The organism is Streptomyces sp. NPDC002754 (genome assembly GCF_053592315.1).
On the sequence record NZ_JBSFVM010000018.1, the window covers coordinates 106,635 to 129,465 of the forward strand.

The window sequence follows — 22,831 nt, forward strand, 5'->3', positions numbered from 1 at the left end:
GCGGCCGGATGTTCGAGAGGCCGCCCGAAACCAAGATCGGACGGCCCCTCGATCACGAACCCGTACGCCTACGCGTACATCTACGCGTACGCACACACGCGTACGTCAGCGGCTCACACCTCGGTGAGCTCCACCTGGATCTCGACCTCGACCGGCGCGTCCAGCGGCAGCACGGCCACGCCCACGGCGCTGCGCGCGTGCACGCCCTTGTCGCCGAGGACCTCGCCGAGCAGCTCGCTCGCGCCGTTGATGACGCCGGGCTGTCCGGTGAAGTCGGTGGCGGAGGCGACGAAGCCGACGACCTTCACCACGCGCGCGATGCGGTCCAGGTCACCGGTGACGGACTTCACGGCCGCCAGCGCGTTCAGCGCGCAGGTACGGGCCAGGTCCTTGGCCTGCTCGTCGGTGACCTCGTCGCCGACCTTGCCGGTCAGCGGCAGCTTGCCGTCGACCATGGGCAGCTGCCCGGCCGTGTACACGTACATGCCGGACTGCACGGCCGGCTGATACGCGGCGACCGGAGGGACGACGGGCGGCAGGGTCAGGCCGAGCTCGGCGAGCCGTGCGTCGACGACGCCGCTCACGCCTGCTTCTCGCGCTTCAGATAGGCCACCAGCTGCTCAGGGTTGTTCGGCCCCGGCACGACCTGGACCAGCTCCCAGCCGTCCTCGCCCCACGTGTCCAGGATCTGCTTCGTCGCGTGCACGAGGAGCGGCACGGTCGCGTATTCCCACTTCTTTGCCATGGGGCCGACTGTATCCGTCCGGACATGGCCGAAGCGTTCCGGAGGCTGCTGCGTGGATGTCCGACCTACTGGTTAGGCTCGAATACGTGAGCAGGCTCCAGGTCGTCAGCGGCAAGGGCGGGACCGGAAAGACCACGGTCGCCGCTGCACTCGCGCTCGCCCTCGCGACCGAGGGAAAGCGCACTCTCCTCGTGGAGGTGGAGGGCAGACAGGGCATCGCGCAGCTCTTCGAGACGGAGGCGCTCCCCTACGAGGAACGGAAGATCGCCGTCGCGCCCGTATCAAGAGGTGCATCGCGTAGCGATTCGGGCAAGGGTGGCGGCGGGCGACGGGCGGGAGAGGTGCACGCGCTCGCCATCGATCCCGAACTGGCGCTTCTGGACTACCTCCAGATGTTCTACAAGCTGGGCGGCGCCGGCCGCGCCCTGAAGAAGCTGGGCGCGATCGACTTCGCGACCACCATCGCGCCGGGCCTGCGGGACGTACTCCTGACGGGCAAGGCCTGCGAGGCCGTGCGCAGAAAAGACAAACAGGGGCGCTACATCTACGACTACGTGGTGATGGACGCGCCGCCCACCGGCCGCATCACCCGGTTCCTCAACGTGAACGACGAGGTGGCCGGGCTCGCCAAGATGGGCCCGATACACAATCAGGCGCAGGCGGTGATGCGGGTCCTCAAGTCCCGTGAGACCGCGGTGCACTTGGTGACCCTCCTCGAGGAGATGCCGGTGCAGGAGACCCTCGACGGGGTCGCCGAGCTGCGCGCCGCGAAGCTGCCCGTCGGCCGGATCATGGTGAACATGGTGCGACCCACGCTCCTCGGGGAACCCGCCCTGGCACTGGCCTCCGACGGCGAGGTCCGCCCCGCGGTCGCCGAGGCCCTGACGGCCGCCGGTCTCGGCAGCGCCAAGCGGCTCGCCGGCCCGCTGCTCGCGCAGGCCGGGGAGTACGCCGAGCGCTACGCCCTGGAGCGCGCCCAGCGCGATCAGCTCGCCGAGGCGGACCTGCCCCTGCACGAACTGCCGCTGCTCACCGAGGGCCTCGACCTCTCCGGGCTCTACACGCTCGCCGAGGAACTGCGACAGCAAGGGATTTCATGACACTGAACCCTTCGGGCACGCTCGACGTCGACCCGCTGCTCGACGACCCGCAGACCCGCATCGTGGTGTGCTGCGGCAGCGGCGGCGTCGGCAAGACCACCACGGCCGCCGCCCTGGGGCTGCGCGCCGCCGAGCGCGGCCGCAAGGTCGTCGTCCTCACCATCGACCCGGCACGCAGGCTCGCCCAGTCCATGGGCATCGACTCGCTGGACAACACGCCGCGCCGGGTGAAGGACATCGCCACCGCCGAAGGCGCGGAGGGCGGCGAACTGCACGCGATGATGCTCGACATGAAGCGCACCTTCGACGAGATCGTCGAGGCGCACGCGGACGAGGAGCGCGCGAAAGCGATCCTGGGCAACCCCTTCTACCAGTCGCTCTCGGCAGGCTTCGCGGGCACGCAGGAGTACATGGCGATGGAGAAGCTGGGCCAGCTGCGCTCGCGCGACGAGTGGGACCTGATCGTCGTCGACACGCCGCCCTCGCGCTCCGCGCTCGACTTCCTGGACGCGCCCACCCGCCTCGGCTCCTTCCTCGACGGGAAGCTGATCCGGCTGCTCATGGCGCCCGCGAAGGTCGGCGGCCGCGCGGGCATGAAGTTCCTGAACGTCGGGATGTCGCTGATGACCGGCACACTCGGCAAGCTGCTCGGCGGCCAACTCCTGCGCGATGTGCAGACGTTCGTGGCCGCGATGGACACGACGTTCGGCGGCTTCCGTACGCGCTCGGACGCCACGTACAAGCTGTTGCAGGCGCCCGGCACGGCGTTCCTCGTGGTCGCCGCGCCGGAGCGGGACGCGCTGCGCGAGGCCGCGTACTTCGTGGAGCGCCTGGCCGCGGAGAAGATGCCGCTGGCCGGTCTCGTACTGAACCGGGTGCACGGCAGCGGCGCGAGCCGGCTTTCGGCCGAGCGGGCGCTCGCCGCCGCGGAAAATCTTGACGAGAACCGCATTGTGGATCAGACGGGCGGGAAGGAAGAGGATCGTGCCACTCCCGAGGCACTCCCCGAGGCACCTTCCGAAGCGCCCTTTGAGGCATCCGAGACATCCGGCGCCGACTCCACGGCCGAGCCCAGCATTGAGCAACTGACCGCGGGACTGCTGCGGTTGCACGCGGAGCGCATGCGGCTGGTCGCCCGCGAACAGCGCACGCGTGACCGCTTCACCGCGCGGCATCCCGAGGTCGCCGTGACCGAGGTCGCGGCCCTGCCCGGTGACGTACACGACCTGACAGGCCTCAGGGACATCGGGGAACGGCTCGCGGCCGGGGGCACTCCGGCCGGAGCGTGAGCCGTACAGCGGTTGACGGTGCGCCGGCTATCCGACGGCCGCGTACCTCTCGTACGTCTCGTCGTTCTCCAGCTCCACGGGCAGCAGGCCCGCGCCGCGCTCGTACTCCGTACGCGCCGTCTCAAGGAGATGGCGCCACGAGGTGACCGTCGGACGCCTGCGCAGCAACGCGCGGCGCTCTCGCTCCGTCATGCCACCCCACACGCCGAACTCGACGCGATTGTCCAGCGCGTCCGCCAGGCACTCGGTCCGCACGGGACATCCCGTGCACACCGCCTTCGCCCGGTTCTGCGCTGCTCCTTGAACGAACAGTTCGTCCGGATCGGTAGTGCGGCAGGCCGCCTGCGCACTCCAGTCGACTACCCAGCCCATACCGGCGCCGTCCTCTCCCGAATCGAGGCTCCCCCACGGCGGCAGCGGCATATTCACCGCCGCCAGTTGAGGACGTTACGGAAGGTGGGCACAGCGCAACACCCCCTTCGGGCCCAATCTTGAATGGTCCGAACGGACTATGCGTGAGCGGCAGATCACCCGACGGAGTGACCGAAGGACATGCGTAATAACCCCGGCAAAACGGGACAGTTCACTTGAGTCACAACGGTCATCGAGTGACACACAAGGCCAAGTCGGACACCCCTGGAGCCCTGTGCGAAGCTCCACGAGAGGGTCCGGGAATGACTACAAGAGGCACTTCATACGTACGGGGAACGATTCGGGGTCGTCCCGCATCTTGATACGAGACCGCACTGCTGTGACAGTTGAGTGCAGCTTAGGCCAAGGCATATACGCCTGTCCGGAGAATCGGCACGTAGGCTGCCCCGCATGGGAAAGAAGCGCTCGGGCGGTGGCGGCGGTCTGTCGCCGGCCCAACAGGCCGCCAAGTTCCTCGGAGTCAGCGTGCTCGCGGGAGCCGTACTGGCGGGAATCGCCCTGCCCGCGGCAGGCGCGCTCGGCCTCGCGGCCAAGGGATCCGTCGAGGGGTTCGACGAGATCCCGGCGACGTTGAAGACCCCGCCGCTGAGCCAGCGCACCACGATCCTGGACAACCAGGGCGGGAAGATCGCGACCGTCTACTCGCGCGACCGCACGGTCGTGAAGCTCGACGACATCTCGCCGTACATGCAGAAGGCGATCGTCGCGATCGAGGACTCACGGTTCTACGAACACGGCGCCGTCGACGCCAAGGGCATCCTGCGCGCGATCAACGCCAACGCGCAGAACGGCGGCGTCTCGCAGGGCGCCTCCACCCTCACCCAGCAGTACGTGAAGAACGTATTCATGGAGGAGGCGGGCGACGACCCGACCAAGCTGGCGCAGGCGACTCAGCAGACCATCGGCCGCAAGGTCAAGGAGCTGAAGTACGCGATCCAGGTGGAGAACGAGGTCGGCAAGAAGAAGATCCTCAACAACTACCTGAACATCACGTACTTCGGAGAGCAGGCCTACGGCGTCGAGGCCGCGGCCCAGCGCTACTTCTCCAAATCGGCGAAGGACCTGAACATCCAGGAGTCGGCGATGCTCGCCGGCATCGTGCAGTCACCCAGCCGCTACGACCCCGTCAACGACGAGGCCGAGGCGAAGAAGCGGCGCAACATCGTGCTGCAGCGGATGGCCGAGACGCACGACATCACGCAGGCCGAGGCCGCCGAGGCCAAGAAGACACCGATCGGCCTGAAGGTCAGCAGGCCGCAGAACGGCTGCATCACCGCGGAGCGCGGCGCGGCGTTCTTCTGCAACTACGTCAGGAACGTCTTCCTCAACGACCCGGCCTTCGGCAAGACGTCCGAGGATCGCGCCAAGGTCTGGAACCGCGGCGGCCTGACGGTGAAGACGACGCTCGACCCGCAGACGCAGGACTCCGTGCAGGAGTCGGTCAAGCGGCACGTCTACCAGACGGACAAGGTCGACGCGGCGGGCGCGTTCGTCGAGCCGGGCACCGGCAAGGTCCTCGGCATGGGCCAGTCGAAGCCGTACGGCTCGGACGCCAGTAAGAACGAGTCGGAGATGAACTACTCCGTCAACTACCGGGACGGCGGCTCGAACCTGGGCTTCCCGACGGGTTCGACGTTCAAGCCGTTCGTGGCGGCCGCGGCCCTGGAGAAGGGCACGCCGGTGACGAAGCAGTACCCGGCGCCGTACCAGATGCCGTACCCGAGCCGCGTCCAGACGTGCAGCGGCAAGCCGTGGGTCAACGACGGCGGCTACAAGCTGGAGAACGAGAACGAGTCGGAGGTCGGCCCGTACCGCCTCAAGGAGGCGATGGCCAAGTCCATCAACACGTACTTCGTGCAGATGATCGGCGACATCGGCATGTGCCCGGTCGTGAAGATGACCGACAAGCTGGGCGTGGTGCAGGGCAACGGCAAGAAGGTCGACGAGGTGCCCTCGTCGATGACCCTCGGCTCGACGGGTCTCTCGCCGCTGACCATGGCCTCCGCGTACGCGGCGTTCGCCAACCGCGGCACGTACTGCACGCCCGTCGCCATCGACGCGATCACCGACCCCAACGGCAAGGCGCTCTCCGTGCCGAAGTCGAAGTGCTCGCGGGCGATGTCGACGTCGACCGCCGACAAGATCAATACGCTGCTCAGCGGCGTGGTCGACTCCGGTACGGGCAAGACGGCCGGCCTCACCGGCCGGGACAACGCGGGCAAGACCGGTACCACCGACGGCCGTAAGAACGCCTGGTTCGCCGGCTACACGCCGAACCTGTCCGGCGCCGTCTGGGTCGGCAGCGCCTCGCAGGCCGTCGAGATGACCGACATCACCATCGGTGGCCAGTACCACGACAAGGTCTTCGGCGCCGATACGCCGGGGCCGATCTGGCGGGACGCGATGAACGGCGCGCTGTCCGGCAGGGACGCGCCCACCTTCAACAAGGTGAACATCCCGGACCCGGACAAGAAGAAGTCCAAGGGCAAGAGCAAGAAGCCCGAGTCCGGGGACCACACGGACGACGGGGGCAACGGCGACACCGACCCGCTGCCCGACATCTCGATCCCGCCGGACCTGATCGGCGGCGGGAACGGGAATGGGAACGGGGGCGGCTGGGGCCGCCACTGACCGCCTCCGGCGGATGACGAGGAGAGGGCGCACCCCAGGTGGGGTGCGCCCTCTTCGTTGGTCGTCCGTAGTGGGGGCCGGTACGCGTGGGGGCCGGTAGGCGCTGTGGCCGGACCGCGTGGGGGCCTGGTCCGTGCTGTGGCCGGCCCGTGCTGTGGCCGGCCCACGTGGTGGCCGGCACGCGCTGTGGCCGGACCGCATGGTGGCCTGGCCCGTACTGTGGCCGGACCGCGTCGTGGCCTGGCCCGTACTGTGGCCGGACCGCATGGTGGCCTGGCCCGTACTGTGGCCGGCCCGCGTCGTGGCCTGGCCCGTACTGTGGCCGGCCCGCGTCGTGGCCTGGCCCATACTGTGGCCGGACCGCGTCGGGGCCTGGCCCGCGTAGTGGGTTCAGTCCGCCAGGAGGCGCTTGACCGTGGAGGCCACGCGGCCGCCCTCGGCGCGGTCCGCGACCTTCGGCTTCACGATCTTCATGACCTGGCCCATGGCCCTCGGCCCCTCGGCACCCGCCGCCTTCGCCTCCTCGACCGCCTGCGCGACGATCTGCTCGAGCTCGGCGTCGGACAGCTGCTGCGGCAGGTACTCGGCGAGCACCACGCCCTCCGCCTCCTCGCGGCTCGCGGACTCGGCGCGGCCCGCCTTCTCGAAGGCCTCGGCCGCCTCGCGGCGCTTCTTCGCCTCCTTGGCGATCACCTTCTGCACCTCGTCGTCCGTCAGCTCACGCTTCTCGGTGCCCGCGACTTCCTGATTGGTGATCGCGGAGAGGGTCAGCCGGAGCGTCGAGGAGCGCAGCTCGTTGCGCTCCCTGATCGCGGCGTTGAGGTCGTCCTGCAGCTTCGACTTGAGCGTGGTCATGACGTGATTGTCGCAGGTGCGCAAGGACCAACGCCCGCCGATTTCCGCCGCGGTGCGGGTCTGACACGATGGGACTCATGCGCGCTCGATACGGGACTCCCCTGAAGACCTCCCTGAAGGTGACGGCCGGCATCGCGGCGGCGGGCGCCGCCGGGGTGATCTACTCGGCGGGCTTCGAGGCCCGCTCCTTCCGTCTCCGACGGGTCACGGTCCCGGTCCTGCCTGCCGGTATGCGCCCGCTGCGGGTCCTCCAGGTCTCCGACATCCACATGGTGAGCGGGCAGAACAAGAAGCGCCGCTGGCTGCAGTCCCTCGCGGGCCTGCGCCCCGACTTCGTCATCAACACAGGCGACAACCTGTCCGACACGGAGGGCGTCCCCGAGGTCCTCGACGCCCTCGGCCCGCTGATGGAGTTCCCCGGCGCGTACGTCTTCGGGTCCAACGACTACTACGGCCCCAAGCTCCTCAACCCGGCCCGCTACCTGAAGCAGCAGATGTCGGGCAAGCACGGACTGAACGGCAACGCCCCCGTCGTCGGCGCCATCCACAACCCGTGGGAGGACCTGCGCGATGCCTTCGACGCGGCCGGCTGGCTGAACCTCACGAACACGCGGGGCGCGTTGAAGGTGGCGGGCGTGGAGATCGGCCTCACCGGCCTGGACGACCCGCACATCAAGCGCGACCGGTACGCGGAGGTGGCCAGCGGCCCGCTGTCCGGCCCGGACTTCTCCATGGGCGTGGTGCACGCCCCGTACCTCCGCACGCTCGACGCCTTCACCGCGGACGGCTACCCGCTGGTCCTCGCGGGCCACACCCACGGCGGCCAGCTCTGCATCCCCTTCTACGGGGCCCTCGTCACCAACTGTGACCTGGACACGGACCGCGTGAAGGGCCTGTCCACGCACGAGGCGGAGGGCAACACGTCCTACCTCCACGTCTCGGCGGGCTGCGGCACCAACCGCTACACCCCGGTCCGCTTCGCCTGCCCGCCCGAGGCGACGCTACTGACGCTGGCCCCGAGGGCGGCGTGAGGGCGGCCGCCCAAAACCGGATTTCGCCTCAGGCCGACAGTCCGCTAAAGTAAACGACGTCGCCGCGACCTGCATCACCGCAGAGAACGGAACAACGACATCGGGGTGTGGCGCAGCTTGGCAGCGCGCTTCGTTCGGGACGAAGAGGTCGTGGGTTCAAATCCCGCCACCCCGACAGTGAAACACCAGGTCAGGCCCGGTACTGAGAAATCAGTACCGGGCCTGACCTGCGTTCGGGGGCCAATGGGGGAGCCACCTCGCGTCACTCCCCGTGCCAGACACGCTCCAGATCCACCAGTTCCACGTCCGGACGGGCGCTTGCCGCCTTGGTCAGGTTCGCGTCGAAGCCCGAGCGACCGAAGAGGAGGAGTTTCGCTCCGTCGGCCGGGACGCCGCGGGCGAGCAGCAACCCCTTGATGCGGTCGAGGCGTTCGAGGTCGGGCAACGTGCGAGCGCGGTCGGACGACTTGGCCTCGCCGATCGCCCGGACGACGGGAGCGCCGGCCTGTCGGCGCTCTCCCTCGGCGAGGGCCACGACGTCGAGTTCGTGCTGTGCGCGGCCCGCGCTGTCGTTCACCACGGTGCTGCCGACCTCGCCGGTCGGGCCGCCCTTCGTACCCTCCGCGGCATGGCGGGCCGTCCATTCGCGGGCCAGTTACTCGAAGGACGGGCCGAGGATCTGCGCGCTGACGGTGCGCGCGGCGGCCTTCCACGCCGGGGCTGCTTTGCGTTCCTCGAAGGCTGCCAGGCGTGGCACGGTGACCAGTTGGTGCAGGCGTACCACCGGGTCGGCGAGGCGTAGTACGGGGCGGCGCTGGAGCAGCAGGTCCTCGTCCTTGACCAGGAAGCCCGAGGTGATCAGGACATCGAGCGGGTGGTGCAGGCTGCGCTGGTCGCGGCCGATCGCGGCGGCGACCTTGGAGGGGCTGGTCGCACCGGCCGCGACCGCCCCGAGGGCCGACAGGTACAAGGCCCGGTCCTGGATCCGCGGGTCCTCCCGCAGCAGGTACCCGGTTTCACCGAAGAGTGCGTGGCTGGGGTTGAAGACGGTGGCGAGCAGTAGTTCGTCGAGGTCGGAACGGCTCTGCGGGGAGGCGTTGCCGAGCAGGTCGCGGTAGCCGGGGGGGGGCCGCCGAAGTAGGCGTACGTACGGAATGCGTAATTGGCCCCCGCGTCATCGCGTGACCGTTGCGTCCCCTCAGCAGGTCAGCCCTTGGCCAGGCGGGTGATGCGCTTGCCGTCCTCGTCGCAGGGCAGTTCCGCGTTCTTGTCGTGGGCGCGGAGGTCGCGGGTGGCCTGTTTCTCCACGTCGGCGATGGCCGTGGGCTGCACGTCGACGATGCCGCCGAAGGGGCGGTCGACGTCCCGGATGATGCACAGGGTGGCCGTCAGCAGCGCCGTGATCAGGGTGAGCGCGATCAGCTGGCCGCGGTTGTTCTTGCGCGGCAGGCAGATGCCGAGCGACACCACCGTGAGGGCGAGGGTCGCCAGCAGGAACCAGAAGATGGCGCTGGGGATGCTGGCGGTCGACTGGGTGAGGCGCTCCGAGCGCTCCTCGGAACGCTTGGTGTCGGCGCTGACCAGCATGCCGAAGGCCGGTTCGCCCTCCAGGGGACGGAAGTTGTGGCGCATGTCGGTGGACCACACGCTGGGTGCCTTCGAGCCGTTCCCGTTGCCGTCGGACATGGTGGGCCATTCCTGGACGCGGACGGCACGGGCGTAGCAGACGGCGTCGGACTGGATGGCCGCTCGCTGCTTGCCCTCGGCGTACTCGGCGGTCTCGACGATCTGGTCCAGGGCGCGGGACTCACCCCGCGAGGACACCTCGGCCTTGCCGTACGAACCGTTGGCGGTCACCAGGACGAAGGCCAGCAGCAGGACGGTCAGAGTGAGCAAGGGGGCGACGAGGTCCTTGACCGCCATGCCGCTGTCGTCGTCCTCGGTCAGCAGCCTCGGCCGCAGGAATCGGTTGGCCGCGAGCCCCGCGATCAGGGCGAGCGCGGCGACGACGATGGCGGTGACCACGGCTGAGTACCTCCAGAAGACAGGAATGCGGTGCTCCCTGTCATGGAGCACCGCATTCCTGTCCTGACCGTTGGCGCCCTCCGCGTACAGCGGAGCGCCTCACTCACCCTCTATCGAGCGACAGGGCTTCCCCCGGAAAGCGGCGGCGGGCGGCCAGTGAGCAGCTCGGTGAGCAGCCCCGTGAACAACAACAGTGCCCGGGAAGCCGAAGCCGTCCCGGGCACTGTTCGTCCGAACCGAGTCCGAACTGATTCCGGCTGGTCAGCCGTTGACGCAGGCGTTGCCGGCGGTCGGGTTGAGCAGGGCAACCAGGTTGAGCGAGTTGCCACAGGCGTTGATCGGGACGTCGATCGGAACCTGGATGACGTTCCCGGACAGCACGCCGGGGCTGTTCTGGGCCACACCGGTGGCGCTGGCGCCGTCGGGGCCGTCCACCGCGGAGGCCATGGCAGCGGATCCCATAACAGCGGTCCCGGCCAGCACGGCCGCGGCCGCGAAGGTGCGAAGACGCATCGTTGCTCCCTTGAGAGGTGAGGGAATATGACGCGCCAATCAGACCGCAAAGCTGCCCTAAACCATGATAATTGGGCCAATGGAGGGCGCGTCCATCAGCTCGCCCAGCAATCGCATCAGCGGGTCACGCGCGCACGCGCCGGATGGGCAGCAGGCAGTGCGCGGCGGCCATGAGGGTCTCCTCGTCGCCCGCGAACTCCTCCAGCTCCTTCTCCGTGACCGGGGACCCGGGGGTCGCGGTGGGCCAGACACGCGTGGTGAACAGGAAGTACGCGCTCTTGCGGGCCTCCGCCGCCGCCAGCCACTCGGGCGGCACGGGGCACTGGGCGTTCAGGAGCGGCATGGTGACGACGGCCTGGCCCGCCTCGACCAGCAGGGACACGGGGAAGCTGGGGCGGCCCGACGCGTCGTGGACGGTGGTGCCCACGGTGAGGCCGTTGGTCTCCAGGAGGCCGCGCACGGCCGCTTCCGCGGCCTGCGGACCTGCCGGGGAATCTCCCATGGAGTAGGCGAGGAGAAAGGGAATGTCGCCCTGCCCGTCGGAGTGTTCTCCACTCCAGGCGATGACCGCCAGAGTTCCCAGGTCGGCTGCTCGAAATGCGGGGCCATTGCTCACAGTTGAAGTCATCGAAGAAGCCTAGCCAGCGGCGGTTGGCGGACCGGCCACCGTTCACTCATTTGGCGGAACGCACTCCGAGGAGGAAATGAGGAGCAAATACCGAAGGCCGGTTCGGGAACCCGGAGTTCCGAACCGGCCTTCGACGCGTGGCCCGCCGTACGAACCTACTGGCCGACGGGGAGACCGCCGAGCATGCTGCCGCCACCGGAGCCGGAGCCGCTCTCGTTCAGCCCGTCGACGGCGCCCGAGACGGCGCTGACGGCGCCCCCGTCGTTCTTCGGGTCGAGCAGGTTGCTGTCCACCGGCGCGACGTCGAGCGTCGGCTGGCTGGTGATCGTGTTCACCGCGCCGTTCAGGCTCATCGGAGTGAGGTCCGAGGCAAATGCCGGAGCGGCGGCGCCGACAATCGCCATCGACCCGGCGACAACGGCAGCGGTCTTCAGAACCTTCATTGTTTATGCCTTCCCTCGACAACTCGCGTCATCGGTTTGGAAAATTCGCTTCTGTTTGCCCAACGAGCGTCTCGACCCGGGGGAAACGGCCGCACAACGGAACAGCCGCCCCTCAAAGAGGGGCGGCTGCGGAAGAGTCGGGCTTGGCCCGTCAGTCGTTGGCGCAGGTGTTGCCGAACGTCGGGTTCAGCAGGCCGATGACGTCGACGGTGTTGCCGCAGGCGTTGACCGGCACGTGCACGGGAACCTGGACGGTGTTGCCCGAGATCACGCCGGGGGAGTTGGTGGCAGCGCCCTGCGCGCCGGAGTCGGCGGCGGCGACGCCGGCCGAGCCGGCCATGGCAGCGGCGGCCATTGCGGAAAAGACGACTGCCTTCGCGGTACGCGACATGAAGCATGCTCCTTGGAGGTCGTTCTGTTCGGCCAGCGCGGGTGCCTGGCACGTGGTGCAACGGGGCGGCCGTGCAAGGGGTTGCGGCTCCGAACGGGTGACTGGCCGTCCTACAGCCCCTTTGGGGTGACGTCGTGAGCGAACGGGTGAACCGGTTCTTCCGGGGCGACGGGCCGATGGTCCACTGAGGGCCGTCATGAGATTGGCCGCGCCGCCTTCCTGTCAGCCGTCGGCTCCACGCCGTTGGGAGGGTGGCCCCCGACCCGGGCGCCCCGTGATTCCTCCGGCCCGGCGCCCCATGACAGAGCTCGGGCCGCCGGCGAATGAGGAAAGCCGGCGGCCCGAGCCTTGTGCGCGTTCGGCCGATCAGCCGTTCTGCACACCGTTGCCGGCGAGGACCGGGATGTCACTCAGGATGTGCGACAGCGGCTCGTCGCCCTTGGCCTGGGTGGAGTTCTCGGTGCACTGCTGGTTCTGCGGCGCCGACAGGATCGGCACGTCCTGGACCGCGACCGGCACGAGGCCGACGAGCGAACCGACGTTGCCCTTGACGGGCAGGCCGACGCAGGGCTTGTTCAGGGAGCCCTGGACGAGACCGAGCTGCGGGCTCATGTCACCAGCGGTGGCGGAGTTGCCGTAGGTCTGCGACGAGCCGTTGCCGCTGGTCGAGGTCGTGCCGTGGTCGTCGCCGATAGCAAGCGCCTGCGGGGCGGCTGCGGCGGAGACACCGACGACGGAGACGGCGACCGCTGCGGCGGCCATGGCCTTCTTGAGCATGGTTCTGTTTCCTTTTCTGACGGGCACCGGTTACTGCACTGAGCGCAACTGCGAAGGGCGGAAATGGTTCCGCATATCCACCCGTTCGGTCAGGCATCACCCCCCGCTCGATCACCCGTGCCCCCGCCACACAGCCCGCACTGGCGAGATTTTCATTTCATCGAACCAAGCCAGGACTCGGAATCGATCGGATCCACTTCCGAGTGAACGTGAGCAACCGATGGCGAGATGCGGAGTTGATACAAGTGCTTCCAGACGGAAAATGAAGGGGAATTTCCTCATGCTGAAGAAGGCCATGGCTGCCGCGGCGGCCACCGCTTCGCTCGTCGGTATCGCGGCCGCCGCCGCCCCGCAGGCCCTGGCCGTCGGCAACGACGGTGGGACCACGTCCGAGAGCGGCAACAACGCCTCGCAGACGTACGGCAACTCCGCCACGTACGGCAACATGAGCCCGCAGATGGCGCTGATCCAGGGCTCCCTGAACAAGCCCTGCATCGCCCTGCCGGCCAAGGCCAACGTCGGCTCGCTCGTCGGTGTCGTGCCGGTCTCCGTCCAGGACATCCCGATCCTGTCGGCCCCGCAGAACCAGCAGTGCACCGAGAACTCCACCCAGGCCAAGGGTGACGAGCCGCTGTCGCACGTTCTGGACGACATCCCGGTCCTCTCCGGCAACGGCGCCGGCAACAACTGAGGACCCGTTGTATGAATCGGGCCGCCGCACCGGCGGCCCGGTTCGCTGTTCCGGTCCCGGCGTCGGCCGGGAATTCAGGTAGCTGTACGAGCCTTTTGATCCGCTGCGTCCGGATGTTCGGGAGGTCGCGCACAGTGCCGAATTTCCTGCGATTGGCTCGCGCGGGAATGGTCCGAACGGGTTTCGGTCCGCAACTGCCCGGAATGCAATCCAGTTGACCAAACGTAGCTCCGCATCCGGAGCGCGCGTATCGAAAGGGAACCACCCCATGAAGAAGCTCTTCGCAGCCGCGACGATCGCTGTTTCCGTCGCCGGCCTCTCGGCCGTGGCCGCCCCGTCGGCGCTCGCCATCGGCGACGACCAGGGCACGACGTCCACGAGCGGCAACGGCTCGTCGCAGACCTACGGCAACTCCGCCACCGCCGGTGACATGAGCCCGCAGCTCGGCCTCGTCCAGGGCTCCCTGAACAAGCCCTGCATCGGCCTGCCGGCCAAGGCCAACGTCGGCTCGCTCGTCGGTGTCGTGCCGGTCTCCGTCCAGGACATCCCGGTCCTCTCGGCGCCGCAGAACCAGCAGTGCACCGAGAACTCCACCCAGGCCAAGGGTGACGAGCCGCTGTCGCACATCCTCAGCGACATCCCGGTCCTCGCGGGGAACGGCACCGGGAACCGCTGAACGGACTGAGGGGCGGTCGCCGGAACGCGCGGCCGCCCCTCTCCGTACGGCATCCCGTACGCCAGGCACGACGAAGGCGGTGGACCGATCCGGTCCACCGCCTTCGGCTTGCGTTCGCGCGCTACTGGACCGCGGGGATCAGGCCGGTGACCGGCGCCACGAGGTCGGTGACCTGGTGCAGGTCGTTCAGGTGGTTGAGCCCGGAGAGCTGTTCAGCGGTGCTGGGCAGCTGCTCCTGCTGGTCCGCCGGAATCGCCATCGTGGACAGCGAGTCGAGGGCTCCGGTGGGTGAGATGGGTTCGGCGGCCTGGGCCGCGGGGGCGGTGGCTGCGGCGGCGCCGACGGCGAGCAGGACAGCGCTGAGGGCACGTCGAGTTGAGATCATGCCGGGTTAACGGTGTGGTTGCCGTGGCGGATACGGGGTGCGTGGTGCGCCCACCCGTGAGGGCCAATCGTTCGAGCGGTCGGCGTTCGGGTGCGGTCGTTGGTTGCCTACGTCTCGGGGCTCTGCCCCGGACCCCGCGCCTCAATCGCCGGCGGGGCTTAATAGGCCCAGCCGCCGCCAGGCTCAAGGCAGCTTCAGCCCCCGTGCCCGCAGCCACGGAAGTGGGTCGATGCCTGAGCCGAACTGGGGGGTGACGCGGACCTCGAAGTGCAGGTGCGGGCCGCTGACGTTGCCGGTTGCGCCGGAGAGGGCGAGGGTCTCGCCAGCCCTCAACCGCTCCCCCGTCGTCACACCGATCCGCGACAGGTGCGCGTACTGCGTGTAGTAGCCGTCGGCGTGCCGGAGGACCACCTGGTTCCCGAAGCCGTCGCCGCAGCCCGTGAAGACGACGGTCCCGGCGCCGACCGCGTGCACCGGCGTCCCCGTGGGGACGGCGAAGTCCTGGCCGGTGTGCGTGTGCGCCCACAGCCGGCCGCCCGAGCCGAAGCCCGCGGACAGCGTCGCCGGGCTCACCGGCTTCACCCAGGTCCGCCCCTTGCCGGCCCGCTTGTGCCCGTTGTGCCCGCCGATGTCGCCGTGCGCGCAGTTCCCGCCGCCCGTCGGCATCGGCCCCGCCGCGAGGACCCGCGCCCGCCGCACCTCCGCCTCGGCCCTCGCGAGTTTCGCCTCGATGTCGTCGCGGGCGGCCGAGCGGCGCCGTTCCTGCGCCTTGAGCCCCTTCACGAGGCGGGCGGACTCGGCGCGCCGGTCGGCGACCCGGTCCCTGGACTCGGTGACGCGGTCGGTGAGCTGCCGGGCGGCGCGGTCGCCGCGGCCCGCGAGGACGGTGGCGTCGAGGGCTCGCCGCGGGGAGGAGGAGGTGAGCAGCGGCAGCATCGTGCCGAGGCCCGAGGCCCCGCGGTACTCGCTGCGCGCCTGGCGGCCGAGGGTGGCCCTGAGCCCGTCGAGGCGGCGCTGCTCGGCGCGCTGGCGCCGGGTGACGTCGGCGAGCCGGCGCTCGCCCTTGCGGACGGCGGCCCGCGCCTTCTCGTGCGCCGCGACGGCGTTCGACGCCTCGCGCATCAGGCTCTCGGCCCGCGCCGACAGTGCGGCGGGTCCGTCGTCGTGCGTCCCCTCGGCAACGGACCGGCCCGCCGCCCCGGTCAAGGTCACCGCGCACAGCAGTGCGGCCACACACACTCCACGTACACATCGCATCGGCCGACTGTCGCAAAAATGGTCGAAACGGGCGGGAATCTGGTCGCCGAACGGCCTCAGTGTACCCTTAATGGAGCAAGCGAAGGGGAGTAGCCCCGCGAACCGGTCGTCGACACACTGGAACCCCCGGGTTCCCGGTGGCCGGGCTCGGACCGCCTCGGCGGGACGGGTGGGCGAGACCTTCGACCAGGCAGAACACAGCGCACGTACGCATCACGCATACGTGTGTCCGCTGCCGGGTCGAGTGGTCCTCCCTACGCAGCGGGCGGGGGCCGCACGGACCCGGCCCGTACAGAAAGCGTCCCCATGGACCTCGATCCCCTGGCGATCGTCACCGCCTTCGGGCTGATCTTCCTCGCCGAACTCCCGGACAAGACCATGTTCGCCTCACTGGCCATGGGCACCCGGATGAAGCCCCTGTACGTCTGGTTCGGCACGTCGGCCGCGTTCCTCGTGCACGTCGCGATCGCCGTCGGCGCGGGCTCGCTGCTCGGCCTCCTCCCCGGCTGGATCGTGAAGGTCGTCTCCGGCCTGATGTTCCTGTTCGGCGCGTTCATGCTGCTGCGCGGCGGCGACGAGGACGGCGAGGACGAGACGGGCCCGAAGACCGTCACCGGTTTCTGGCCGGTCTTCGGCACCGCGTTCATGGCCGTGTTCATCAGCGAGTGGGGCGACCTCACGCAGATCACCACCGCCAACCTGGCCGCCACGAACGGCACATGGTCGACCGCGATCGGCTCGTGGGCGGCCCTGATGTCCGTGTCCGCGCTCGCCCTGGTCGCCGGGCGCTTCATCGCCAAGCGGGTGCCGCTGAAGACCGTGCAGCGGGTGGGCGGTTTCTGCATGCTGGCGCTGGCCGTGTGGTCGTTCGTCGAGGTGTTCACCGGCTGACGTGCCGCCCGCGTACGCCCCGCGCACACCCCTTGTGGATACGCGAACGTATCGAATACGTTCGCGTATCCGACCGGGGAGGCGAGGATGCCCGTCACCAAGCGGCGTGCGCGGACGCGGCAGCGGCTGCTCGACGCCGCGCTCGACGTGTTCGCAGAGGAGGGCTTCGGGCGCTCCACCGTCGAACAGGTCTGTGAGCGCGCGGGATTCACCCGCGGCGCTTTCTACTCGAATTTCTCCTCGCTCGACGAGCTGTTTCTCGCCTTGTGGGAAGAGCGGTCCGCGCGGATGCTCGATGACGTGCGGAACGCTCTCGCCGGTGTCGACCCGGAAGATCCCGAGGCCGCCGTGCGGTCCGCGATCGACGCCACCCCCGTCGACGACGCCTGGTTCCGGATCACCGCCGAGTTCACCGCGCACGCGCTGCGCAATCCGGACTTGCGCCGCGTGATGGCCGCCCGCGAGGAGGCCATCCGCGACGCGATCCTTCCGGTGTTCGTGGCCGCGCTCGGCCGGCTCGGCCGCCGGGTCACCGACGAACGGGCCCTGGGCGACGCCCTGGTGGCCGTGCACGACGGGACCACCGTGCAGGTCCTGCTGCAGCCGGACGACGCGGCCGTACGGGCCCGTCGCGAGGCTCTCTTCATGAACGTACTGGACGCCTACAGCACACCGTTGGAGAGCGCATGAGTGACACCAAAGCCGATGCCGCCGATGTCATCGTCGTGGGAGCCGGGCTCGCCGGGCTCGTCGCGACGTACGAACTCACCCGCGCGGGCAAGCGAGTTGTGCTGGTCGACCAGGAGAACGAGGCCAACCTCGGGGGCCAGGCGTTCTGGTCGCTCGGCGGGCTCTTCCTCGTCGACAGCCCCGAGCAGCGGCGGATGGGCATCAAGGACTCCTACGAGCTCGCCCTCGCCGACTGGCTCGGCTCCGCCGGATTCGACCGCGAGGACGAGGACCACTGGCCGCGCAAGTGGGCCGAGGCGTATGTGCGGTTCGCGGCCGGGGAGAAGCGGGACTACCTGTACGGGCTCGGGCTGAAGGTGACCCCGAACGTCGGGTGGGCCGAGCGCGGCTCCGGGACCGCGACCGGGCACGGGAACTCCGTGCCGCGCTTCCACCTCACGTGGGGGACGGGGCCCGAGGTCGTGCGCGTCTTCCGTGAGCCGGTTCTGGCGGCCGCCGAGCGCGGGCTCGTCGACTTCAAGTACCGGCACCAGGTGGACGAGTTGATCGTCGAGGACGGCGCCGCCGTCGGCGTGCGCGGGTCGCTGCTCGAACCCTCCGACGCCGCGCGCGGTGTCGCCTCGTCCCGCGACACCGTCGGCGACTTCGAACTGCGCGCGAAGGCCGTGATCGTCACCTCGGGCGGCATCGGCGCCAACCACGAACTGGTCAGGAAGAACTGGCCAGTTGAGCGCATGGGCGCCGCCCCCGAGTCCATGGTCACCGGCGTCCCCGCCTACGTCGACGGGCGCATGCTGGAGATCGCCGAGGGCGCCGGCGCCTCCCTCGTGAACCGCGACCGCATGTGGCACTACACCGAGGGCCTGAAGAACTGGGACCCGATCTGGCCCGACCACGGCATCCGCATCATCCCGGGCCCCTCCTCGCTGTGGCTGGACGCGGAGGGCAAGCGGCTGCCCGCGCCGCTCTTCCCCGGCCACGACACCCTCGCGACCCTCAAGCACATCACCGGGACCGGGCACGACCACACGTGGTTCATCCTGACCCGTGCCATCGTCGAGAAGGAGTTCGCGCTCTCCGGGTCCGAGCAGAACCCCGACATCACCGGCAAGGACCTGAAGCTGGTCCTCCAGCGCGTGAAGAAGGGGGCGCCCGGACCGATCCAGGCCTTCCTCGACAAGGGCGAGGACTTCGTCGTACGGCGGAACCTGAAGGACCTCGTCGCCGGGATGAACGAGCTGACACCGTCAACTCCCATTACATACGAGCAGGTTGAGAGCGAGATCGTCGCGCGCGACCGGGAGGTCGACAACGGGTACTCCAAGGACCTCCAGCTGATGGCGGTCCGCAACGCCCGCTCGTACCTCTTCGACCGCCTCACCCGCGTCGCCAAGCCGCACCGGCTGCTCGATCCGGCGCAGGGCCCGCTGATCGCCGTACGCCTGCACGTACTGACGAGGAAGACCCTGGGCGGTCTTGAGACCAATCTCGACTCGCAGGTCGTGCGGCCCGACAAGTCCGTCTTCGAAGGGCTGTACGCGGCCGGGGAGGTCGCCGGGTTCGGCGGTGGCGGCGTGCACGGGTACAACGCGCTCGAGGGCACCTTCCTCGGCGGCTGCATCTTCTCCGGCCGCGCCGCCGGGCGCGCGCTCGCCCGGAGCCTCGCGTGAGTACGCGGGGCACGGCCCTCGTGACAGGGGCCTCGTCGGGCATCGGGTCCGCGGTCGCGGCGGCGCTCGTGAAGCGCGGCTACAAGGTGTACGGGACGAGCCGGGACCCCCGGAAGGTCGTCTCGCCGGTGCCGGGCGTGGAGTACCTGCCGCTCGACCTCGCCGACGAGGAGAGCATCGAGACCCTCGCGCGCTCGGTCGGCGAGGTCGACGTGCTCGTCAACAACGCCGGGGAATCGCAGAGCGGCCCGTTCGAGGAGCTGCCGATGGACGCGGTGCGGCGGCTGTTCCAGCTGAACGTCTTCGGGGCGGTGCGGCTGAGTCAGCTGCTGCTGCCGGGGATGCGGGAGCGGCGGCGGGGGCGCGTGGTGATGGTGGGGTCCATGCTGGCGAGTTTCCCGCTCGCGTACCGGTCCTCGTACGTCTCGTCCAAGGCCGCGATCAAGGGCTTCGCGCACGCGGCGCGGCGCGAGTACGCCCCGTACGGCGTCGGGATCACGACGGTCGAGCCGGGGTCGATCGCGACGGGGATCAGCGAGCGGCGCACCCAGTACGTGGCGGACGGCTCGCCCTTCCGCGCCGCCTACGACACGATGCTCGCCGCCCTCAACTCCAATGAGGCGCACGGGATCTCGGCCGAGAAGGTCGCCGCGAAGGTCGTCTCGGCCATCGAGGCGGGGCGGCCGAGGCCGCTGTACGCGGTGGGCAGCAGCGCGCCCCTCGTGTTCGCGCTGCGCCGCGTGCTGCCGCGCTCCGCGGCGGAACGGATGGTGGCCAGGAGGCACGGGCTGAAGTAGGGGTTCCGCCGCCGGAATCGCTGCCGCGAATGTGCGTGCGGGCTGTTCCGGGGTGGGCCGCTCGGGCGTACATTCGCTTCACCGTCGCGGCATGCACGGTCGGGGGATGAATTGCGTCGGTGCTTTTCATCCTTTGGTCGTGGTGTTGTGGGCGGCTAGCAGGCTCGGTACAGCGGGAGCACCTGCGAAGGCCGGCCCGGCCGCTCCCCCCGGAACTCCGGCCGGGCCATTCATCGAATGCGCGACACTTCCGGCCGTCCTGAAGGAGCTGGACAGGGGCGGGATCGACGTCTGCGTCCTGGACGGCGAGGCCGCTCCCGCGGGCGGGATGGGCGTGTGCCGGCAGATCAAGGACGAGATCTTCCACTGCCCGCCGGTGCTGCTCCTGATCGGCCGCCCGCAGGACGCGTGGCTGGCGACGTGGAGCCGCGCCGAGGCGGCTGTGACGCTCCCTGTGGAGCCCGTGGAGTTCGCCGCGGCGCTGGCCTCCCTGCTGCGCTCCCGGCTCGCTGTCGACGCCTGAGTCGCCCCGCACAGACCGACCGGCGCCCGCACGCACCGACTCCCGTACACCGATGGCGTACGGGAGTCGGACATCACAGCGCCGAACCTGCCGGGCGGCCTCAGACCTCGGGGCTGAGCCGTGCCTGGAGGGCCGGGTCGGGCTTGTCGGCCTTCGGAGCGAGGGCGCTGCCCGCCTTCCACTTCTTCCAGCTGACGTTCCAGTCGCCGAACCCGTTGCCGAACGGGTCCATCTCCGAGCCGTAGCTGTTGACGACCTTCACGATGTCGCCCTGGCGCACGGTGTCGTAGAACCAGGCGGCGTTGCTGGTGCTCATGCCGGTGCAGCCGTGGCTGACGTTCGCGGAGCCCTGTGAGCCGACGGACCAGGGCGCGGCGTGCACGTACTCGCCGCTCCACGTGACGCGGGTCGCGTAGTACACGGGCAGGTCGTACGAGTCCGAGGAGCCCTCGGAGATGCCGATCGTCTCGCCCCGCATCCGTACGTAGTACTCCTTGCCGAGCACCACCTTGACGCCGTTACGGGTCTCGAAGCCGGCCTTGCCGGTGGTGACCGGCATGGAGTTGATCTCCTTGCCGTTGCGGTAGACCGTCATGGAGTGCGAGGAGGCGTCGGTGACGGCCACGATGCGGTCACCCGTACTGATGGTCAGCGGCTTGGAGCCGCCGCCCCACAGCCCGTCCCGGATCTTCACGCCCGCCAGCCTGCTGCTGGCCGTGATTTTCGCCTGTGTGGGCCAGTAGCCCTTGGGCCGATAGTGGAGTTCGGTGCTGTCCACCCAGTACCAGGAGCCGTCCACGGCCGGCTTGGAGTCGACCTTCAGGGAACGCTCCACCAGCGCGCGGGACTTCTCGTCCCGGACGGGCTTGTTGAGTTCGGCGGTGAGGGGCTGTCCGACGCCGTAGGTGCCCTTCTGCGGGCCGAACGTGACCTTGAGGGCCTTCTCCTTGGCCGGGTGACCCGTGTCGAAGCCAAGGACCTTGCGGCCGGGTTCGCCGTCCTCGTCCTCGGTGCTCACCCGGACCGTGTAGTGGGTGTCCGCGGTCAGCGGGGCGGTGGTGTGCCACCTCGCGCCGTCGGCGGAGAGTTCGCCCGCGACATGGCGGCCCATGGCGTCCTGGGCGGTGACGTCGGTGATGCGGGACTCGTCGCCCTGCGCGGTGACTTCCAGCGGCTTGTCCGGGTCCGCCTTCTTGGCGCTGCCCACGGGGCCGTTGAAGGAGATCTGGCTCGCCGCGTCATACGGCTCGGCGGAGAGCGGGTGGGAGGAGTTGCCGCATGCCGCTGTGCCCGCACCGAGTGCGGCCACCAGCACGGTGCAGCCCAGAACCGTACGGATACGCGGTGAGTGGTTCATGAACTCACCGTAAGAAGGTTCCGCGCGTCCAGCGCGGCGAGTGAGCCGCACGGGGCATGTCGAAGGGCCCGGACGCTCCATCAGGAGTGTCCGGGCCCTTCGGGTACGGGAGTTCAGTCCCCGGTCAGCCGAGGCTCACTGGTTCTGGTTCTCGCCGCGGTAGTACTCGAAGACCCAGCCCCACAGGCCGAACAGCAGCAGGGGGGCCGAGAAGTACAGCAGCCACCAGCCGATCGCCACGGCCAGGAACGCGAGCGCGCCGCCGACCGCCAGCGAGAGCGGCTGCCAGGAGTGCGGGCTGAAGAAGCCCACCTCGCCGGCGTCGTCCGCGACGTCGGCCTCCTTGTTGTCCTGGGCACCGGTGTCGGCACGCCGGGCCGTGAAGGCCAGGTAGTAGCCGATCATGATGCACAGGCCGAACGCCAGGAAGAGTGCCGTCGTACCGGCCGGCTCCTTCGACCACACGCCGTAGACACCGGCCATGATCAGGACGAAGAGGCTCAGCCAGATGAACATCTTGCCTTGGACCTTCACTTGCCGGCCTCCTTAGCAAGGGCCTTGTCGCCGTGTGCGGCGTTCTCAAGCTGGTCCAGGGCGGCGATCTCCGGGTGGTGGAGGTCGAACGCCGGGGATTCCGAGCGAATGCGCGGCAGGGTGAGGAAGTTGTGCCGCGGCGGCGGGCAGGACGTCGCCCACTCGAGCGAACGGCCGTAGCCCCACGGGTCGTCGACCTCGACCTTCTTGCCGTACTTGGCCGTCTTCCAGACGTTGTAGAAGAACGGCAGGATCGACAGGCCGAGCAGGAACGAGCTGATCGTCGAGATCGTGTTCAGCGCGGTGAAGCCGTCGGCCGCGAGGTAGTCCGCGTAACGACGCGGCATGCCCTCGACGCCCAGCCAGTGCTGCACCAGGAACGTGCCGTGGAAGCCGATGAACAGCGTCCAGAAGGTGATCTTGCCGAGCCGCTCGTCGAGCATCTTGCCGGTCATCTTCGGCCACCAGAAGTGGAAGCCGGCGAACATCGCGAAGACGAC

The 22,831-nt window shown here is 69.3% G+C and carries 29 protein-coding genes and 1 tRNA gene; 13 read left to right on the forward strand and 17 right to left on the reverse strand.

Annotated elements, in window-relative coordinates:
* Positions 1 to 113 precede the first annotated feature (113 nt).
* Positions 114 to 584 (reverse strand): RidA family protein, encoded by a 471-nt coding sequence (locus tag ACWD2L_RS28535; RefSeq protein WP_351334459.1) that lies wholly within the window; start codon positions 582 to 584, stop codon positions 114 to 116.
* Positions 581 to 745 carry a DUF4177 domain-containing protein gene (locus ACWD2L_RS28540; RefSeq protein WP_073494871.1) on the reverse strand — a complete coding sequence of 55 codons (165 nt, stop codon included), beginning with the start codon at positions 743 to 745 and terminating at the stop codon, positions 581 to 583. The genes ACWD2L_RS28535 and ACWD2L_RS28540 overlap by 4 nt, the downstream gene beginning before the upstream one ends.
* An 86-nt stretch (positions 746 to 831) precedes the next feature.
* Between ACWD2L_RS28540 and ACWD2L_RS28545 the strand changes: the two genes are divergently transcribed.
* Both ACWD2L_RS28545 and ACWD2L_RS28550 read left to right on the forward strand, forming a co-directional pair.
* The gene (locus tag ACWD2L_RS28545; RefSeq protein ID WP_351334463.1) at positions 832 to 1,845 is read left to right on the forward strand and encodes an ArsA-related P-loop ATPase; all 1,014 of its coding nucleotides are present in this window, start codon (positions 832 to 834) and stop codon (positions 1,843 to 1,845) included.
* Entirely contained in the window at positions 1,842 to 3,134 is a 1,293-nt protein-coding gene (locus ACWD2L_RS28550; protein WP_351334466.1) for an ArsA family ATPase, read from the forward strand. Before ACWD2L_RS28545 ends, ACWD2L_RS28550 begins: the two co-directional genes overlap by 4 nt.
* Before the next feature lie 27 nt (positions 3,135 to 3,161).
* Here ACWD2L_RS28550 and ACWD2L_RS28555 read toward each other — a convergent pair whose 3' ends face one another.
* Positions 3,162 to 3,506, reverse strand: coding sequence for a WhiB family transcriptional regulator (locus ACWD2L_RS28555; RefSeq protein WP_351334469.1), 345 nt, complete (start codon positions 3,504 to 3,506; stop codon positions 3,162 to 3,164).
* A gap of 450 nt (positions 3,507 to 3,956) precedes the next feature.
* On the opposite strand from ACWD2L_RS28555, the gene ACWD2L_RS28560 reads away from it, so the two are divergent.
* Together ACWD2L_RS28560 and ACWD2L_RS28565 are read left to right on the forward strand one after the other, a co-directional pair.
* Positions 3,957 to 6,197 carry a transglycosylase domain-containing protein gene (locus ACWD2L_RS28560; protein ID WP_351334471.1) on the forward strand — a complete coding sequence of 747 codons (2,241 nt, stop codon included), beginning with the start codon at positions 3,957 to 3,959 and terminating at the stop codon, positions 6,195 to 6,197.
* Positions 6,198 to 6,351: 154 nt separating this feature from the next.
* The gene (locus tag ACWD2L_RS28565) at positions 6,352 to 6,582 is read left to right on the forward strand and encodes a hypothetical protein (RefSeq protein ID WP_351344311.1); all 231 of its coding nucleotides are present in this window, start codon (positions 6,352 to 6,354) and stop codon (positions 6,580 to 6,582) included.
* Positions 6,583 to 6,587: 5 nt separating this feature from the next.
* On the opposite strand, the gene ACWD2L_RS28570 is transcribed toward ACWD2L_RS28565, so the two are convergent.
* Positions 6,588 to 7,052, reverse strand: coding sequence for a GatB/YqeY domain-containing protein (locus ACWD2L_RS28570; protein ID WP_351344314.1), 465 nt, complete (start codon positions 7,050 to 7,052; stop codon positions 6,588 to 6,590).
* 77 nt (positions 7,053 to 7,129) lie between these two features.
* Here ACWD2L_RS28570 and ACWD2L_RS28575 point away from each other — a divergent pair, with 77 nt between their 5' ends.
* Together ACWD2L_RS28575 and ACWD2L_RS28580 are read left to right on the forward strand one after the other, a co-directional pair.
* Complete coding sequence (locus ACWD2L_RS28575) at positions 7,130 to 8,083, forward strand: metallophosphoesterase (protein WP_351344317.1); 954 nt, start codon at positions 7,130 to 7,132, stop codon at positions 8,081 to 8,083.
* 101 nt (positions 8,084 to 8,184) lie between these two features.
* Positions 8,185 to 8,258, forward strand: a tRNA-Pro gene (locus ACWD2L_RS28580).
* Positions 8,259 to 8,345: 87 nt separating this feature from the next.
* On the opposite strand, the gene ACWD2L_RS28585 is transcribed toward ACWD2L_RS28580, so the two are convergent.
* The 8 genes from ACWD2L_RS28585 to ACWD2L_RS28620 form a co-directional block, all read right to left on the reverse strand.
* Positions 8,346 to 8,663, reverse strand: coding sequence for a hypothetical protein (locus ACWD2L_RS28585; RefSeq protein ID WP_351344320.1), 318 nt, complete (start codon positions 8,661 to 8,663; stop codon positions 8,346 to 8,348).
* A gap of 75 nt (positions 8,664 to 8,738) precedes the next feature.
* Positions 8,739 to 9,053, reverse strand: coding sequence for a hypothetical protein (locus ACWD2L_RS28590; protein ID WP_351344323.1), 315 nt, complete (start codon positions 9,051 to 9,053; stop codon positions 8,739 to 8,741).
* 236 nt (positions 9,054 to 9,289) lie between these two features.
* Positions 9,290 to 10,108: a bestrophin-like domain gene (locus tag ACWD2L_RS28595; RefSeq protein WP_351344326.1), complete on the reverse strand. Its 819-nt coding sequence runs from the start codon at positions 10,106 to 10,108 to the stop codon at positions 9,290 to 9,292.
* Positions 10,109 to 10,369: 261 nt separating this feature from the next.
* Positions 10,370 to 10,621: a chaplin gene (locus ACWD2L_RS28600; RefSeq protein ID WP_351344329.1), complete on the reverse strand. Its 252-nt coding sequence runs from the start codon at positions 10,619 to 10,621 to the stop codon at positions 10,370 to 10,372.
* 124 nt (positions 10,622 to 10,745) lie between these two features.
* A complete protein-coding gene (locus ACWD2L_RS28605; RefSeq protein ID WP_351344332.1) occupies positions 10,746 to 11,249 on the reverse strand; it encodes a DUF5949 family protein in 504 nt (167 codons plus the stop codon).
* 155 nt (positions 11,250 to 11,404) lie between these two features.
* Positions 11,405 to 11,692 carry a hypothetical protein gene (locus ACWD2L_RS28610; protein ID WP_351344335.1) on the reverse strand — a complete coding sequence of 96 codons (288 nt, stop codon included), beginning with the start codon at positions 11,690 to 11,692 and terminating at the stop codon, positions 11,405 to 11,407.
* A 151-nt stretch (positions 11,693 to 11,843) separates the two neighbouring features.
* A complete protein-coding gene (locus tag ACWD2L_RS28615) occupies positions 11,844 to 12,083 on the reverse strand; it encodes a chaplin (protein ID WP_351344338.1) in 240 nt (79 codons plus the stop codon).
* A 366-nt stretch (positions 12,084 to 12,449) separates the two neighbouring features.
* Positions 12,450 to 12,860 carry a rodlin gene (locus ACWD2L_RS28620; RefSeq protein ID WP_351344341.1) on the reverse strand — a complete coding sequence of 137 codons (411 nt, stop codon included), beginning with the start codon at positions 12,858 to 12,860 and terminating at the stop codon, positions 12,450 to 12,452.
* A 280-nt stretch (positions 12,861 to 13,140) separates the two neighbouring features.
* Here ACWD2L_RS28620 and ACWD2L_RS28625 point away from each other — a divergent pair, with 280 nt between their 5' ends.
* On the forward strand, positions 13,141 to 13,551 hold the full coding sequence (locus tag ACWD2L_RS28625) for a rodlin (RefSeq protein WP_351344344.1): 411 nt from the start codon (positions 13,141 to 13,143) through the stop codon (positions 13,549 to 13,551).
* Between the two features lie 268 nt (positions 13,552 to 13,819).
* The gene (locus ACWD2L_RS28630; RefSeq protein WP_351344347.1) at positions 13,820 to 14,227 is read left to right on the forward strand and encodes a rodlin; all 408 of its coding nucleotides are present in this window, start codon (positions 13,820 to 13,822) and stop codon (positions 14,225 to 14,227) included.
* A 121-nt stretch (positions 14,228 to 14,348) separates the two neighbouring features.
* Here the strand turns inward: ACWD2L_RS28630 and ACWD2L_RS28635 are convergent, their stop codons facing one another.
* On the reverse strand, positions 14,349 to 14,612 hold the full coding sequence (locus ACWD2L_RS28635; protein ID WP_351344350.1) for a hypothetical protein: 264 nt from the start codon (positions 14,610 to 14,612) through the stop codon (positions 14,349 to 14,351).
* Between the two features lie 183 nt (positions 14,613 to 14,795).
* Positions 14,796 to 15,845 carry a M23 family metallopeptidase gene (locus tag ACWD2L_RS28640; protein ID WP_351344353.1) on the reverse strand — a complete coding sequence of 350 codons (1,050 nt, stop codon included), beginning with the start codon at positions 15,843 to 15,845 and terminating at the stop codon, positions 14,796 to 14,798.
* Positions 15,846 to 16,175: 330 nt separating this feature from the next.
* Between ACWD2L_RS28640 and ACWD2L_RS28645 the strand changes: the two genes are divergently transcribed.
* From ACWD2L_RS28645 to ACWD2L_RS28665, 5 genes are all read left to right on the forward strand, one after another.
* Positions 16,176 to 16,760, forward strand: coding sequence for a TMEM165/GDT1 family protein (locus ACWD2L_RS28645; RefSeq protein WP_351344356.1), 585 nt, complete (start codon positions 16,176 to 16,178; stop codon positions 16,758 to 16,760).
* Between the two features lie 87 nt (positions 16,761 to 16,847).
* Positions 16,848 to 17,450: a TetR/AcrR family transcriptional regulator gene (locus tag ACWD2L_RS28650; RefSeq protein WP_351344359.1), complete on the forward strand. Its 603-nt coding sequence runs from the start codon at positions 16,848 to 16,850 to the stop codon at positions 17,448 to 17,450.
* Entirely contained in the window at positions 17,447 to 19,120 is a 1,674-nt protein-coding gene (locus ACWD2L_RS28655; RefSeq protein ID WP_351344362.1) for an FAD-binding dehydrogenase, read from the forward strand. Before ACWD2L_RS28650 ends, ACWD2L_RS28655 begins: the two co-directional genes overlap by 4 nt.
* Entirely contained in the window at positions 19,117 to 19,917 is an 801-nt protein-coding gene (locus ACWD2L_RS28660) for an SDR family oxidoreductase (protein ID WP_351344365.1), read from the forward strand. The genes ACWD2L_RS28655 and ACWD2L_RS28660 overlap by 4 nt, the downstream gene beginning before the upstream one ends.
* A gap of 139 nt (positions 19,918 to 20,056) precedes the next feature.
* Positions 20,057 to 20,440: a hypothetical protein gene (locus ACWD2L_RS28665; RefSeq protein WP_451192174.1), complete on the forward strand. Its 384-nt coding sequence runs from the start codon at positions 20,057 to 20,059 to the stop codon at positions 20,438 to 20,440.
* A gap of 100 nt (positions 20,441 to 20,540) precedes the next feature.
* Here the strand turns inward: ACWD2L_RS28665 and ACWD2L_RS28670 are convergent, their stop codons facing one another.
* The 3 genes from ACWD2L_RS28670 to ACWD2L_RS28680 all read right to left on the reverse strand — a co-directional run.
* Positions 20,541 to 21,797 carry a L,D-transpeptidase gene (locus tag ACWD2L_RS28670; protein WP_351341898.1) on the reverse strand — a complete coding sequence of 419 codons (1,257 nt, stop codon included), beginning with the start codon at positions 21,795 to 21,797 and terminating at the stop codon, positions 20,541 to 20,543.
* Between the two features lie 135 nt (positions 21,798 to 21,932).
* Complete coding sequence (locus ACWD2L_RS28675) at positions 21,933 to 22,331, reverse strand: cytochrome c oxidase subunit 4 (protein WP_351341900.1); 399 nt, start codon at positions 22,329 to 22,331, stop codon at positions 21,933 to 21,935.
* Positions 22,328 to 22,831, reverse strand: a 504-nt coding sequence (locus tag ACWD2L_RS28680; RefSeq protein WP_451192176.1) for a cbb3-type cytochrome c oxidase subunit I, incomplete at its 5' end; no start/stop codon positions are given. The genes ACWD2L_RS28675 and ACWD2L_RS28680, both read right to left, overlap by 4 nt.